Origin of the sequence: Stenotrophomonas sp. CFBP 13725 (genome assembly GCF_014841935.1) — a bacterium.
Taxonomy (GTDB): Bacteria; Pseudomonadota; Gammaproteobacteria; order Xanthomonadales; family Xanthomonadaceae; genus Stenotrophomonas.
Genome location: NZ_JACYUV010000016.1, coordinates 57789 through 71868, shown reverse-complemented (window position 1 = coordinate 71868; position 14080 = coordinate 57789). Strand labels below are relative to the sequence as shown.

At 66.6% G+C, this 14080-nt stretch carries 10 protein-coding genes and 1 pseudogene; 6 read left to right on the top strand and 5 right to left on the bottom strand.

Annotated elements, in window-relative coordinates:
• Positions 1–152: 152 nt before the first annotated feature.
• From IFT65_RS17720 to IFT65_RS17700, 5 genes are all read right to left on the bottom strand, one after another.
• The gene (locus tag IFT65_RS17720) at positions 153–1457 is read right to left on the bottom strand and encodes an amino acid permease (RefSeq protein ID WP_192082743.1); all 1305 of its coding nucleotides are present in this window, start codon (positions 1455–1457) and stop codon (positions 153–155) included.
• Positions 1454–2227 (bottom strand): L,D-transpeptidase family protein, encoded by a 774-nt coding sequence (locus IFT65_RS17715; RefSeq protein ID WP_192082742.1) that lies wholly within the window; start codon positions 2225–2227, stop codon positions 1454–1456. Before IFT65_RS17715 ends, IFT65_RS17720 begins: the two co-directional genes overlap by 4 nt.
• 12 nt (positions 2228–2239) lie before the next feature.
• The gene (locus IFT65_RS17710; RefSeq protein ID WP_192082741.1) at positions 2240–3088 is read right to left on the bottom strand and encodes a MurR/RpiR family transcriptional regulator; all 849 of its coding nucleotides are present in this window, start codon (positions 3086–3088) and stop codon (positions 2240–2242) included.
• A 106-nt stretch (positions 3089–3194) separates the two neighbouring features.
• A complete protein-coding gene (locus IFT65_RS17705; RefSeq protein WP_192082740.1) occupies positions 3195–4289 on the bottom strand; it encodes a dipeptide epimerase in 1095 nt (364 codons plus the stop codon).
• Positions 4289–5746 (bottom strand): SH3 domain-containing protein, encoded by a 1458-nt coding sequence (locus IFT65_RS17700; RefSeq protein WP_192082739.1) that lies wholly within the window; start codon positions 5744–5746, stop codon positions 4289–4291. The genes IFT65_RS17705 and IFT65_RS17700 overlap by 1 nt, the downstream gene beginning before the upstream one ends.
• 131 nt (positions 5747–5877) lie before the next feature.
• Here IFT65_RS17700 and IFT65_RS17695 point away from each other — a divergent pair.
• The 6 genes and pseudogenes from IFT65_RS17695 to IFT65_RS17670 all read left to right on the top strand — a co-directional run bounded on the left by IFT65_RS17695 (position 5878) and on the right by IFT65_RS17670 (position 13838).
• Positions 5878–7381: pseudogene (locus IFT65_RS17695) on the top strand (transglutaminase-like domain-containing protein).
• Between the two features lie 39 nt (positions 7382–7420).
• Complete coding sequence (locus tag IFT65_RS17690) at positions 7421–10447, top strand: TonB-dependent receptor (RefSeq protein WP_192082738.1); 3027 nt, start codon at positions 7421–7423, stop codon at positions 10445–10447.
• 183 nt (positions 10448–10630) lie between these two features.
• Entirely contained in the window at positions 10631–12112 is a 1482-nt protein-coding gene (locus tag IFT65_RS17685) for a serine hydrolase domain-containing protein (protein ID WP_249405211.1), read from the top strand.
• Entirely contained in the window at positions 12045–12758 is a 714-nt protein-coding gene (locus IFT65_RS17680; RefSeq protein WP_192082736.1) for a M15 family metallopeptidase, read from the top strand. The genes IFT65_RS17685 and IFT65_RS17680 overlap by 68 nt, the downstream gene beginning before the upstream one ends.
• A 59-nt stretch (positions 12759–12817) precedes the next feature.
• A complete protein-coding gene (locus IFT65_RS17675) occupies positions 12818–13195 on the top strand; it encodes a hypothetical protein (RefSeq protein WP_192082735.1) in 378 nt (125 codons plus the stop codon).
• Between the two features lie 217 nt (positions 13196–13412).
• On the top strand, positions 13413–13838 hold the full coding sequence (locus IFT65_RS17670) for an EF-hand domain-containing protein (protein ID WP_192082734.1): 426 nt from the start codon (positions 13413–13415) through the stop codon (positions 13836–13838).
• Positions 13839–14080 lie beyond the last annotated feature (242 nt).

The following is a 14080-nucleotide window of genomic DNA, read 5'->3' as shown; positions in this document are numbered from 1 at the left end:
AAGTCGGCTCTACCAGGCTGATGCAGCCGACTGAAGTCGGCTCTACCAGGCTGACGCAGCCGACTGAAGTCGGCTCTACCAAGCTGACGCAGCCGACTGAAGTCGGCTCTACCAGGCTGACGCAGCCGGGCGCGTCATGGGTACCGCGTGCGTTACTGCTCCGCTTTGCGTGGGAACAGATAGATCACCGCGCCCACCGCGAACGCGGCCAGCGCCGCCAAGATGTTCGCCCAGCTCGCGCTGGCGAACAGCGCCAGGCACAGCACCAGCGCCAGCACCGGGATCACCGGGCCGCCCGGCAGCTTCAACGCACCGGGACGGTCGGCAAAGCGCTTCGCCAGGACCAGCACAGCGGCGGCGGTCCCGATGTAGGCAAACAGACGCGTCGTCATCGACAGCAGCGCCAGCTGCACGAACGAACCACTCAACGCCAACGCCAACGAAATCAGGCCCTGGCACAGGATCGCCGCCGCAGGCGTGCGGAAGCGCGGATGCACCTGCGCCAGCACCTTGGGGCCATAGCCATCGGCCGCCAACGCATACAGGAAGCGCGGCCCCATCATCATCGTGTTGCTGTTCGTACCCAGGATCGAGATTGTCGCCCCCACGGTCAGGATCAGGGCCAGTGCCTCGCCACCGAAGCCGGCCGCCGCATCGGCAAGCGGCGTCGCAGACCCCGCCAGACCCACCAGCGTGCCCTGCGCCACGATCTGTACCGCTGCATAGATGACGGTGACGGTGATGATCATGGTGATCAGAGCGAACGGGATGTCACGCCGCGGGTTGCGATACTCACCCGCGGCGGCCGGGATGTTCTCGAATCCGGCGTACGCGTACAGCAGCAACAGCGCCGCTTCGCCCATCCGCTGCAGGTCATGCGGGTCCGGGCGCTGACCGGAGAAGGCGAGCTGCGGATCGATGTAGAACGCGCCAATGGCCACGAACAACACCAGCGGCACCAGCTTGCCGATCACCAGCACCACGCCGGTACGCGCGGCAGAACGCACGCCGATGATGTTGATCCCGGTCAGGAAGGCCAGCGACAGCACGATCACCGCGATGCGCCCGCCGCCACTGCCGGCCATGGGCCAGAAGCGGGCCACGGCATCGGCCAGCGCGTTGCTCAGGGCCGCGGCCGAGCTGATGCGGGTCAGCCAGATCATCCAGCCGATCTCGAAGCCGGCGAACCGGCCGAAGGCCTCGCGTGCGTACAGATAGCTGCCGCCGGGTTCGTCGAAGTAACTCGCGGCCTGCGCGTAGCACAGCACCAGCAGGGCGACGACCACGCCTGCCGCGAGTACGCCCCACAGGCTGAACGGGCCGAGCAGCAGCACCGTCGCAGCGGGCAGCAGGTAGATGCCGCTGCCGATGACATCGTTGATGGACAGGCCAACGATCTGCCAGCGACTGACCGCGCGCTGCAGGCTCGGGGTGGGCTCGGTATCGGCCGCGCTCACGGTTGGGCCTTGGCGATGGGCGGCAACGCAGGCAGCTGCCACGCGTCCTGCAGGCGCGCATACGCGGCGCGGGGCAACAGCACGAAGCGCGGTGACTGCCGTGGGTCCAGCCAGGCCAGCAGCGCCTGCATGTGTGCCGCCGTCATGGCCGTGCAGCCGGCCGTCGCCTCACCGGGCGTGCGCCACAAGTGGGCGAAGATGCAGCTGCCCTCGCCGGGTACGTTGCGCGGGTTATGCGCGATCACGAAGCCCTGCTGATAGCGGATGTCGCCGTTCTTGTGCAGGTCCAGGCGCATCGGCTCGGTGGAGCCTTCCACCGCATCTGCGCCCACGGTGTCTGCATCGACGATGCGGTTGTAGTACGGCGAGTCGGGCACGTCCATGCAGTAGCTGCTTTCGCGCATCGGCTGCCATGGCCACCTCGTATCGGCCTGCGCGGCGTAGCCGAAGGCGGTACCCAGCGCGAACACACCGGCAGGACTGCGACCATCGCCTTCGCGCTTCTGCGGGGCCGTCGTGTCGATGTCCGCGTCATGCAGGCCGAGGCCCCACGCGCTGCCACTGCGGCCCAACGCGACGTCGAATGGTGCACCCTCAGCCTTCCATCCGCTGCGGGTGCGCGCGTACGCCTGCAGGCGCCCCTGTGTGCTGTCCCACCCCTCGCTGGTCACCACCACAAGCTGATCGGCGCCGTGCAACGGCGTGCCGGCGACAACAGGACCGGCCAGCGACAGCGCCGCGATGGTCAGGCAACGCAACAGCGACTTCATGGGCAGCTCCGGTCAGGTATCCAGCAGGTGTTCGATGCGTTCCAGGTTGACCGCCAACTGGCGGTTGCGGTCCGGATTGGCCTCGCACAACAGCACGAAAACAAAATCCAGCAGCGACTGCAAGGAAGAACGGTACAGCACCTGCGCCACGTGCGCCGCGCGATCTTCCGCGCAGACGGCAAGTGACGCATCGGCATGGGCGCGCAGGGGGTTGGCGGTATGCCGGGTGATCGATACCACCTTGCCGCCGACATCCTGGAACTGGCGCGACAGCATCGACAACTGGGGCAGCTTGCCGAACTCGGAGAACACCAGCATCACATCGCCCGGACGGGCCGCGGAGAGGTTGGCGAGCATCAGGATGGGATCGGCGTGGTGCACCACCAACATGCCCAGCAGCGACAGGCGCATCGCGAACTCGCGGGCATACAGGCCGTCATCGCCCAGCCCGTAGACGAACAGCTTGGGCGCCGCGTCGATCAGGGCGACGATGCGCTCGACATCGGACTGCGGGTTGGCCGCGCGCGTTTCGTCTTCGGCGGCGGCCTTGCTGGCCTGCAGCGCCTGCGCAATGCGGGTATAGCCGTCCACGCCGCTGGCCACGGCGGGCGCCGGTGAGGCTGGCGCACCGCTGCGCGCGATGTCCTGGCCGATGGAGTACTTGAGGTCCGGATACCCCTTGAAGCCAAGCTTCTGCGCGAACTTCACCACACTGGACTGGCTGATGCCCAGCGCGCTGGCCAGCTGCTGCGAGGAGTAGTCGCGCAGCAGGTGGGCGTTGTCGAGGATGAAATCCGCGATGCGCCGCTCGATCGCCGACATCTGCCCACGTTCAGCGCGGATTTTCAGCAGCGGTGGCATGCAGCGTCCAACACGTCGCGTAGCGCCGAGCCATGCTCGGCGGCGTTTCGGTCAGGCATCGCGGTGGTTCCCGCCGTGCGCGGTGTTTCGCGTTGCGCGTGCGTGTTCACGCCAACATCTCCAGCCCGCGCACTTCGGTGATCCCCAATCCCGGGGCATCGCTGATGCTGATCTCCGACTCATTGAACGTGACGCCGCCGCTGACCGGATTGAACTGCCCCAGCGAGGGGCCGTCCAGATCGACCTTGGTGATCACATCGCTCTTGGCAACCGCCAGGTGGACCGCTGCGGCGACACTGATGCTGGACTCGATCATGCAGCCGATCATGCACGGCACGCCGTGGATGGCGGCGATGTCGGCGATGCGGATCGCGTTGGACAGCCCGCCGGTCTTCATCAGTTTGATATTGACGATGTCGGCGGCGCGCTGCTGGATCAGGTCGATCACCTGCGCCGGGCTGAACACACTCTCATCGGCCATCACCGGCGTGTTCACGCGGTCCGTTACGTACTTCAGCCCGGCGATGTCGGCGGCCTTGACCGGCTGTTCCAGCAGCTCCAGCACCACGCCGGCGTCTTCCAGCGTGCGCATGGCGTGCACCGCCTGCTTGGCGGTCCAGCCCTGGTTCGCATCCAGCCGCAGCAGGGCACGGCCCTGCACCGCCGCGTGGATCGCCTTGACCCGCTCGATATCCAGACCGATGTCCTTGCCGACCTTGATCTTCAGCGACTCGAATCCGCGATCCAGGGCAGACACGGAATCGGCCACCATCTTGTCGATGTAGTCCACGCTGATGGTGATGTCGGTGGTGATCACCGGATCACCGCCGCCCAGCATCTGGTACAGCGGGGCGCCATGCAGCTGCGCCCACAGGTCATACAGGGCGATCTCCACCGCCGCCTTCGCGCTGCTGTTGCGCTCCATCGAGGTCTGCACCAGCGCGCACAGGCGGTTGAGGTTGGCCACCTCCTGGCCCACCAGGCGCGGCTTGATGAAATGGCGGACGGCTTCGATGATCGACCCGTGCGTATCGCCGGTGATCACCGCGGTCGCCGCCGCCTCGCCGTAGCCGGTGTGGCCGCTGTCGGTGCGCACCATCACCACCACGTCCTCGATGGTCTCCACGGTGCGCAGGGCGGTCTTGAACGGGGTCTTCAAGGGCACGCGCAGCATGCCCAGTTCGATATCGGTGATCTTCATCAAGGACTCTGCGGCGAGGTAGGCGGCCGGAGCCGCTGGATGTTGGTGATGCGGTCGATGTAGCGCAGGGTGTCGCTGGCCATCATCGGCTCCAGCGGCGTCACCGACACGCCGTTCAGATGCGCCTGCACCCGCGTGCCATCCGGTCCCTTCCAGCTGCCACCGGCGGTGTCATGGATCACCCAGGTGCGGCCGTCGACGTGGCCGATGGCCATCATCACGTGGCCGGGGATGTACACCAGGTCGCCGACCCGCAAGGCGGCGACGGCGCGATCCCGCGTGGCGGCGTCGTCCTTCGCGGTAAAGGCGATGCGGTCCAAGGCCGGGCTTATCCCCTGCGCGCTGGTATTGCGTGGCAGCAGCACGCCGAAGCTGCGATAGATCTCCGACACGAAGCCGCTGCAGTCGCGCGTGTCGTAGTCGTGGCCCCAGCCATAGCGCTCGCCCAGGAACTTGTAGGCCTGCGCAAGCAACAGGCGCGGGGTCAGTGGCAGATAGTCGGCGCTGCTGTCCTGCGAGCGCGGCAGCAGTGCCGGCACCAACTGCAACGTGCCGTCTTCCTCGCGCACCGGCAGTTGCACCACCCAGCTGGCATGCGCCTGCTGGCCGTTCACGGGCTGCGCGGGTGACCAGTCGGCCAGCACCGGCAGCCGCACGCCCATGTCCAGCTGCAGGCGGGACACGCGCGGTTCCTCGGGCGTGAACACGGTATGCGCCACCGCGCCGGTGATGACCCGATACGGGCCCTTCGTGCCGTAGCCCAGCACGGTGTCCTTGCGGCCGGTGGCCACGTAGCGGGCTTCGATCCACGCGCTGTAGCGTTCGCTGTGCACGAACAACCATGCGCCATCGGCGCTGCGATGGACCACCGCGACCTTGTCGCCCGGGAACAGTGCGGACTCCTGGAAGCGGTCGATGTCGGTGCCTTCGCTGCTGCTGAAGACACGCTGGCGGGTCGGGAATGTGCGCAGCGCCGCGCGGTGCACCACCAGGCCGTACTGCGGTGCGGTGCTGGCGGGCAGCGCGTCCAGCGCCAGGTTGGCCTCGATGTCCTGGCGCAGCGCCGGCGACACCAGCGTGCCGTGGCTATCGTGCAGGGGCCGCGCCGGCCAGCTGGACAGCGCGACGATCGATGCCCGCAGCTGCGCCGCGCTGATCGCTGCAGGCAACCGGGCGATGTCCTGGATATGGTCATCATCGCGGCGCATGCGCGCGTTCTGTGCGTCGACCTGTGCACGGTCCAGCATCGGCACATCCGCATCGGGCAGCCGCGCCGCCCAGTACTGGGGCGTCAGGTAGGCCTCATGCAGCCCCACGATGTAGGGCAGGGCGGGGCCCGGATCGGGGGCTGGCAGCGGCGCGGCGGTGCCTGCCAGCGCGGGCAGGCTGCCAAGGCACAGCACCAGCGCAAGCGATCGCGCCTGCCAGCGGCACGTAAGACGGGAAGCCAGGAACATGCGGCGGTCACCCTCGTTGATAGCCAGTGGAATAGTTATTCCTTTTCGCGGGGAACGCAAGAATAAATTATTGACCCGATGCCCCGTGCGTGTTACACAGCGATGACCACCTGCGCTGGGGAAGTGTCGCTGTGGATACCGTCGTTCGCAAACTGCTGCTGCCCGCCATGGCCTGCCTGTGCGCGGTGATCGTGTGCGCACCGGCCGCCGGCAGCGTGCCGCAGGCGCCTGCGGCGGATGTGACCGGCGACGTGGTGACGATGATCGACAGCGGCCGTTTCCGCGAAGCGCAGCAGGCAGTGCAGTCTCGGCTTGCGCTCACGCCTGCAACCGACGTCGCCGGGGCCGAGGCGCTGCGGTTCCAGCAGGAGCGCATGCGCCGCATCCGTCTGGATTTCAGCCTGGACGAGCGTGCGGCGAAAGAGAAACTGCGTCACTGGATTCCGGACCTGCGACGATGAGTTCGCGCGCTGGGACGCGCAGGGGCGGCTGGAGCATCTGGATATCGATGGCCAGCGCTGGTACTTCAATCGCGCGCCGTCCAACCTGTTCCGCCTGAGCGAAGAGGCACGTGCCCGTCGCCGTGCGGACGCCCCGATGCCGGTGGACGGTCCGTTCGAATCGATCACCCCGTACCACGCGCAGGTGATCGCGGCGGCACGGGGCAACCCCACGGCGTTCGTATTGCCACAGCGGGTAGCGGTCACCCAATCGCTGGTGGTCAAGGCCGACGCCGTGCCGGCGGGTGAAACGGTGCGTGCATGGATTCCTTATCCGCGCGAGATTCCGGGACAGCAGGAGCATCTGCAGTGGATCGGCAGCCGTCCGGCCGGGGCGCGCATCGCGCCTGCGGACACGCAACAGCGCACGGCGTATCTGGAAGCCAAGGCGGTTGCCGGCCAGCCGACTCAGTTCGAAATCCGCTATGCCCTGACCGTGAGCGCACGGCACACCGCCATCGATCCCTCCACGGTGCAGCCCACGCCGCACGATGCTGCCCTGGCACCTTACCTCGCCGAGCACGCACCGCATGTGCGCTTCACCCCCGCGCTGCGCGCGTACTCGCAGCGGGTGCTGCAGGGCGAGACCCGCCCGTATGAAGTGGCGCGCCTGCTGTTCAACGCGGTCGACCAGATCCCGTGGGCCGGTGCGCGCGAGTACTCCACGCTGAGCAACATCAGCGAGCATGCATTGCAGGCCGGCCACGCCGACTGCGGCCAGCAGACCCTGCTGCTGATCACCCTGCTGCGCATGAACGGCATCCCGGCGCGGTGGCAGTCCGGCATGGTGTTCTCCGACAACGCGACCGGCTACAGCAACCTGCACGACTGGGGCGCGGTCTATCTGGCGCCCTACGGCTGGCTGCCGATGGATGTCACCACCGGTGCGCTGGACAGCACGGATCCGGTGCTGCGCGACTTCTACTTTGGTGGCCTGGATGGCTACCGCATCGCGTTCAACGATGATTTCGGCCAGCCCTTCGTACCGGCCAAACAGCACTTCCGCTCGGAAACGGTGGACTCGCAGCGCGGCGAGGCCGAGTGGGCAGGCGGCAACCTGTACTTCGACCAATGGGACTACCGGTTCCAATGGCAGGTACTGCCTGCAGGCGGCACACCCAGCGCGACACCCTAGGCACCTACACCGTTCAATTTCTGCAGGAGAGAGCAGGGGATGAAGGCAATCAGCATGAAGCGTGCGGCGCTCTGCGTCGCACTTGGGACCTGTCTGGGCATGATGATGCCCAGCGTGGCATCGGCACAGAACGTATCCGGCGCGGTTGCCGGCCGGGCGACGGCGGGCGACCAGGTGACCGTGGTCAGCCGAGGCACTGGCCTGACCCGCACCGCCACGGCAGCACGCGATGGCAGCTACCGCCTTGGCCAGCTGCCCGTGGGCGACTACACGCTGCAACTCAGCCGCGACGGCGCGGCAGTAGGCGAACCGGTCAGCGTCAGCGTCGCCGTGGGCGGCACCACCACGGTGAACCTGGCCAGCGGTGGCGGTGTGGTCAATCTCGATGCCCTGCAGGTGGTCGGGTCGCGGGTCATCAACCGGGTGGACGTGTACTCCACCGAGACCTCGTTCAACGTCAACCGGCAGGAGATCTCCCGGCTGCCGGTGGCCCAGGACCTATCCGCCGTGGCGTTGCTGGCGCCGGGTGTGGTCGGCGGCAACTCGTCGTTCGGCGGCCTGTCCTTTGCCGGTTCGTCAGTGGCGGAAAACGCGGTCTACATCAACGGCCTCAACGTCACCGACATGTACACCCGTCGCGGCTTCTCCAGCGCGCCGTTCGGCTTCTTCCAGGAATTCCAGGTCAAGACCGGCGGCTACTCCGTGGAGTTCGGCCGCTCCACCGGTGGCGTGATCAATGCCGTGACCCGTTCCGGCAGCAACGAGTTCGAGGGAGGCGCCGAAGTCACCTTTGAGCCCAACGCGTGGCGCTCTTCGGCACGCGACCATTTCCATCGCGACGGTTCGCCGCACGCCTATGCCAGCACCGATGCCACCTCGTTCACCAAGACCAATGTGTGGGGTTCCGGTGCGCTGGTGAAAGACCGGCTGTTCCTGTTCGCGATGTATGAAAAGCGCGATACCCACGGCAACAACACGGCATCCGACGGGCGCACCTGGTTCGACAACAAGGGCGACGACGATTTCTGGGGGGCCAAGCTGGACTGGAACATCACCGACAACCACACCCTGGAACTGCTGGCCTTCTCCGACGAAACCGAGACCACGCAGGCGTCGTCCGGCTACAACTGGGAGACGCAGACGCTCGGGCAATGGGGCGGTGACACGCTGACCGACGGCGGCGGCAAGAACTGGTCGGCCACGTATACCGGACGCTTCGGCGAAAACTTCACCGCCAAGGCGATGGTCGGCCAGAACAACCAGCGCGCCTTCTCCAACTCGACGCTGGATCTGTACTGCGATGCAGTGTTCACCGATGCCACGTACGCACCCTACCTGGGCCAGTTGAACGGACTGCGTGCCGGCTGCCACCCCACCGGTACCGCCATCGCCGAGCGCGACGATACCCGCGATGCCGCGCGCCTGGATTTCGAATGGGCCTTGGGTACCCACCTGCTGCGCTTCGGCATCGACCGTGAGCTGATGACCACCGAGCAGTCCACCCGCTATCCCGGCCCCAGCCAGATGACCTACACCGCCTATGCAGCGCGACCCGGTGACGAGGTGTGGGACGGCGCCGGCGCCTTCGTGCCGCCGGGTGTGATGCAGATGCTGCGTGCCCGCAACCGCGTATCGGGCGGCTCCTTCGAAACGGAGGCCAACGCGCTGTATGTCGAAGACATCTGGAACATCACCCCGACCCTGATGCTCACTCTGGGCGTGCGCTGGGATCGGTTCGAGAACCGCACCGCCGATGGCGATGCCTTCATCAAGATGGACGATCTGATCGCGCCGCGCGTCGGCTTCTCGTGGGACGTGAAGGGCGACGGCAGCACCAAGATCTTCGGCAACGCGGGACGCTATTACCTGCCGGTGACCAACAACATCAACGTCAACTTCGCCGGTGGGCTCACCGACGAATACAGTTACTACGTGCTCAACGGCTGGCAGCAGCAGAGCAATCCGGTGACCGGTGCGCCGTACATGGCGCCGATCATCGGCCAGCAGGTGGGGCCGACCGATACCCGCATGAACACCGGTGCGGCCGATCTGCGGCAGAGCGTGGACAAAGACCTGAAGGCGGTCTACCAGGACGAATACATCCTTGGCTTCCAGACCATGATCGACCAGGCATGGTCGTGGGGCGTCAACGGCACCTATCGCAAAATGACCCGTGCGCTGGACGACATGCGCCTGAACTACACGCCGTGCGGGCCGACCGGCAGCACGCTGTGGCCGATCGCCAATCCCGGCGAAAGCCTGACCATCTGGGGGGATTCCAGCATAGGGTGCGCCCAGGAGGGCTGGATCACCATCGATACGGCCAACAGCGGCTACCGCAAGGGCGGCAGTGGCGAGGTGGTGGGGTATTCCAAACCCAAGCGCACCTACAAGGCGCTGGAGTTCCAGCTGGATCGCGCATGGGACGAGAAGTGGATGTTCAACGCGTCCTACCTGTGGGCCAAGAGCGAAGGCAACTTCGAAGGGCCGGTCAACTCGGACACCAACTACGGTGACACCGGCATGGTCCAGCACTGGGACCACCCGTCGAACAACGAACGCTATGGCGTGCTGTTCAACGACTTCCGCCATCAGTTCAAGTTCCGCGCCGCCTATGCCTTGAACGAGCAGTGGTCGTTCGGTACCACGCTGCAGGTGCAGTCCGGTGGCCCCATCACCGCCTTCGGCGTGATGTGGCCGGGTGACACCGTGGCCGGGGGCAGCACCTCCAGCGAAGGCAGCGGCGGCGGCACCGGCTGGCTGTGCGTGGCCAACTGTGCCGGCCCCGTCGACCAGCGTGTGTTCGAACCGACCGCGCGCGGGGCCTTCGGGCGCCTGCCGTGGACCTGGACCATGGGGGCCAACGTGACCTGGCGGTTGCCGGTGGACGGCATCGACCTGAGCGCGCGCCTGTCGGTGTACAACCTGTTCAACAACCAGACCGTGATCAACGTGCACCAGCGCTACGAGAGCCAGCCCGGCGTGTACCGCGAAGCGACGTTCAACACGGGCACGCGTTGGCAGGCACCGCGCTATGCGCAACTGGTCGTGGCCTGGAACTTCTAGGAAGGTAGTGACGGCCGCTGGCCGTCAAGTATCCGGTAATGACGGCCGCTGGCCGTCAATCGGTTGCCCCGGCCGCTGCGTTCGCCGAGCATGGCTCGGCGCTACGGATCCATTCTTGAAGGGTTGCCCGTCATGTTCCAACCGCTGCTGCTGCTCGCGCTCGCATCATCGCCGTTCGACGCCATGTTCGAGCGCACGATGGAGCGCGAGCAGTTGCCCGGCCTCGCCATGGGCGTGGTGGAAAATGGCGACGTCGTCTACCGCCGCGCGGAAGGGCTGCGCGGCGACGCCACGGGTGCGCGCATCGACGACGACACGTTGTTCAAGATCGCCTCCAACAGCAAGGCCATGACCGCCGCGTTGCTGGCACGGCTGGTGCAGCAGGGACGCCTGCGCTGGGACGATCCTGTGCGTCGTCACCTGCCGTCCTTCACCCTGTTCGATCCTTGGGTGGGCGAACAGATGCAGGTGCGTGACCTGCTGATCCACAACAGCGGGCTGGGTCTCGGCGCCGGCGACCTGATGCTGTGGCCGGAGCCCAACCAGTTCACACGGCAGGACATCATCGCCGGCCTGGCCCACCTGAAGCCGGTCACCAGTTTCCGCAGCGGGTACGCCTACGACAACCTGATGTATGTCGTAGCCGGTGAAGTCGCCGCAGCCGCGGGCGGCAAGCCCTATGACCAGCTGATGCGCGAGCAGGTGTTCCAGCCCCTGGGCCTGACCCGCTGCCAGGTGGGTGCCTGGTCTACTACCGCAGTGGGTAACGTCGCCCAGCCCCACGTGCGCCGCGCGGGACGCAACGTGGTCATCGCGCCGGACATGGAAACCAACCCGGACGCACCGTCGATGGCGGCCGGCGGCATCCGTTGTTCGTTGAATGACATGCTGCGCTGGATGCAGGTGCTGCTCGATCCGGACACCGCCCCGGGCTGGCTGGACGCCACCCAGCGCAATGCGTTGTGGACGCTGCACATGCCGATGCCGCTGGGTGAGCGGCAGCGGCGCTGGGACAACGCGCACGTTGCAGGCTATGGATATGGCTGGCGGCTGTCCGACCTGGATGGGCAATGGAAAGTCGCCCATACCGGCACCCTGTCCGGCATGTATTCCTCGCTCGCCCTGCTGCCGGACCGCAAGGTGGGCGTGGTGCTGCTGGTCAACGGCGAAGGCGAGAATGCACGTACTGCCTTGATGCAGGCGGCGCTGAAACACTACACCGCGCCCGCTGACACGCAGGGCGTGGAGGGATGGCTGGACAAACTGGCACAGGCGCACCCTTCGCCCGCTGCGGCGGACGATCCGCTGGCGGCCACCCGCGCGGCACCGCGCGCATCCGCAACCGCGTTGCAGGCCGTACAGGGCCGCTATCGTGATCCGTGGCTGGGCGACGCATCGCTCTGCCCGGTGCAGGGTCGGCTGCGTTTCAGCGTGGATAAATCCCCGCGGCTGCAGGCCGATGTGCTGCAGGCCGGATCACGCTGGGTGCTGCGCTGGGATACGCTGGAGCCCGCCGCGCAGGCATGGCTGCAGCCCACTGCCGGGCCGGTGCCCACCCTGGACCTGCGCGCCATCGATCCGGATATCGACTTCAGCTATGACTACCAGGACCTGCATTTCACTCGTACTGGCGATTGCCCTGGCCGCGAGCGTCCACGCCGCTGAGCCGCCGGCGGTATCCCCTGCGCGGACGACGGCCGAAGCCGGCCTGGTGGAGATCCGTACGCGGGCGCCCGGCATCGCGCTGGATATCCGCTATGCCACGGCCAACAACTTCACCAGCCAGCGCGTGCCCGGCTACGCGCGTCCGGCCTGTTATCTCCTGCCTGCCGTCGCCGACGCGTTGGCCAAGGTGGAGCACCATCTGCGCCGCCAAGGCCATGCGCTGCAGGTGTACGACTGCTACCGCCCCGTGCGCTCGGTGCAGGCCTTCGTGGCCTGGGCACAGGCCCCCCGGGAGACATCACGCAAGGCGGTGCAATACCCCGACCTGGAGAAATCGCAGCTGTTTGCGGACGGCTACATCGCCGAGCGCTCCGGCCACAGTCGCGCCGCCACCGTGGATGTCGGGCTGATGCGTTGCGACGCCGCACGCTGCACGCCGCTGGACCTGGGCACCGACTTCGACTTCTTCGGCGCCCGCGCACATACCGATGCGGCCGGGCTCAGCGACGTGCAGCGGGCCAACCGGCGACGCCTGCAGCAGGCGATGGCCGCTGAGGGTTTCGTCAACTATCCGAAGGAATGGTGGCACTTCACCTTCCAGCCCGAGCCGGATCCGCAGACGGCGTACGACGTGCCCGTGGAGTGATCGCGCGATCCCCGCCACCGCGCGGTCTGACGCCCTGCTGCTCCCCTTACACTGTCGCTATGAACCTTCCCCTTCATTTCGGTCTGCTGGGCACACTGGAAGCGGCGGGCATCGCCCTGCTGGTCGGCCTGCTCGTGTACTTCCTGTTCCACCACCTCGCGCGCGCGCTGCGCTGGGCCCATGGCCCCGCATTGGGCTGGGCCAGCGGTATCTCGGTGGTCATCGCGGCCGGCATCGACATGTGGAAGCTGTTCTACATGGGCATCGTGCGGATGGAGTCGCCGTTCTACGCGCGTCTTTTCCTGTCCACCATCCACGATCCGAACGAACTGGGCAGTCGGGTCATGCTGGAAATCATAGGTGCCCTGTCCGGTGTTGCCTTGGGATGGCTGTTGTTCAGTTCGCGGTCAGTCGATGAAACGCCCGATGCCGGCTGATTTATGTTTGTTGCAGGTTAAAAATGACTCTGCTGAATGCGCACCTTACTTTCCGCTCACCGCCGGCTAACCAAGCAGGTAGCCGATGCCCTCTGGGGAGTGGTTAACACGCCGTGTTCGTGCTGATTGCGACCCAATTTGCGTTCATCGACGCGCTGCCAACGTAGGCCCCGTACGGAATACATGGCCGTGCAACATCCCCTCAGGAGACCACCCAATGACGATTCGTAACCGTAAGCCGCTGATCGCCCTCCTTGTCGCCGCTGGCAGTGTGTTCGCCCTCCCGGCCATGGCGCAGAGCGCAGCACAGGATCGCGCAGCCGATGCACAGGCGCAGGCCGTGCAGGCGCAGCAGGCCGCCGCAGCGGCGGGCAACCAGGCCGCCGAAGCAGGCAACGCCGCCGACCAGGCAACCCACGCCGCTGGGCAGGCCGCCGCACAGGCCAATGGCGGTGGCCAGACCTGGGCCAGCATCGATACCGACGGCAACGGCACCCTCAGCAAGAGCGAAGCGCAGGTCAACGCCGGACTCGCCCAGGTCTTCGACCAGGCGGACACCAACAAGGACGGCGAGCTGTCGACCGATGAGTACAAGGCCTTCGTCCAGTCGCAGCAGGCAGCAGGCGCGGCACAGGGCAACTGATTCCAACCTGTTCTGCGGTGTCGGCTCCGGCCGGCACCGCGGGATGCTGGTTGGCTGACCGTCTCAGGCAGTTTCGATTTCGGTCGCGGTTTTGGTAGAGCCGACTTCAGTCGGCTGCTCTGCCGCCGCGCCGCCTGACGACAGCCGACTGAAGTCGGCTCTACCAGAGCCAGATCCAGAGCCAGATCCAGAGCCAGAGCCAGATCCAGAGCCAGATCCGCATCCGCATCCGCATCCCCCAC

What these genes read in the sequence shown, in the direction of transcription:
- IFT65_RS17715 (WP_192082742.1), bottom strand. Translation starts at nt 2,227, where the DNA reads ATGAAGTCGCTGTTGCGTTGCCTGACCATCGCGGCGCTGTCGCTGGCC.
- IFT65_RS17710 (WP_192082741.1), bottom strand. Translation starts at nt 3,088, where the DNA reads ATGCCACCGCTGCTGAAAATCCGCGCTGAACGTGGGCAGATGTCGGCG.
- IFT65_RS17705 (WP_192082740.1), bottom strand. Translation starts at nt 4,289, where the DNA reads ATGAAGATCACCGATATCGAACTGGGCATGCTGCGCGTGCCCTTGAAG.
- IFT65_RS17700 (WP_192082739.1), bottom strand. Translation starts at nt 5,746, where the DNA reads ATGTTCCTGGCTTCCCGTCTTACGTGCCGCTGGCAGGCGCGATCGCTT.
- IFT65_RS17690 (WP_192082738.1), top strand. Translation starts at nt 7,421, where the DNA reads ATGAAGGCAATCAGCATGAAGCGTGCGGCGCTCTGCGTCGCACTTGGG.
- IFT65_RS17685 (WP_249405211.1), top strand. Translation starts at nt 10,631, where the DNA reads ATGTTCGAGCGCACGATGGAGCGCGAGCAGTTGCCCGGCCTCGCCATG.
- IFT65_RS17680 (WP_192082736.1), top strand. Translation starts at nt 12,045, where the DNA reads ATGACTACCAGGACCTGCATTTCACTCGTACTGGCGATTGCCCTGGCC.
- IFT65_RS17675 (WP_192082735.1), top strand. Translation starts at nt 12,818, where the DNA reads ATGAACCTTCCCCTTCATTTCGGTCTGCTGGGCACACTGGAAGCGGCG.
- IFT65_RS17670 (WP_192082734.1), top strand. Translation starts at nt 13,413, where the DNA reads ATGACGATTCGTAACCGTAAGCCGCTGATCGCCCTCCTTGTCGCCGCT.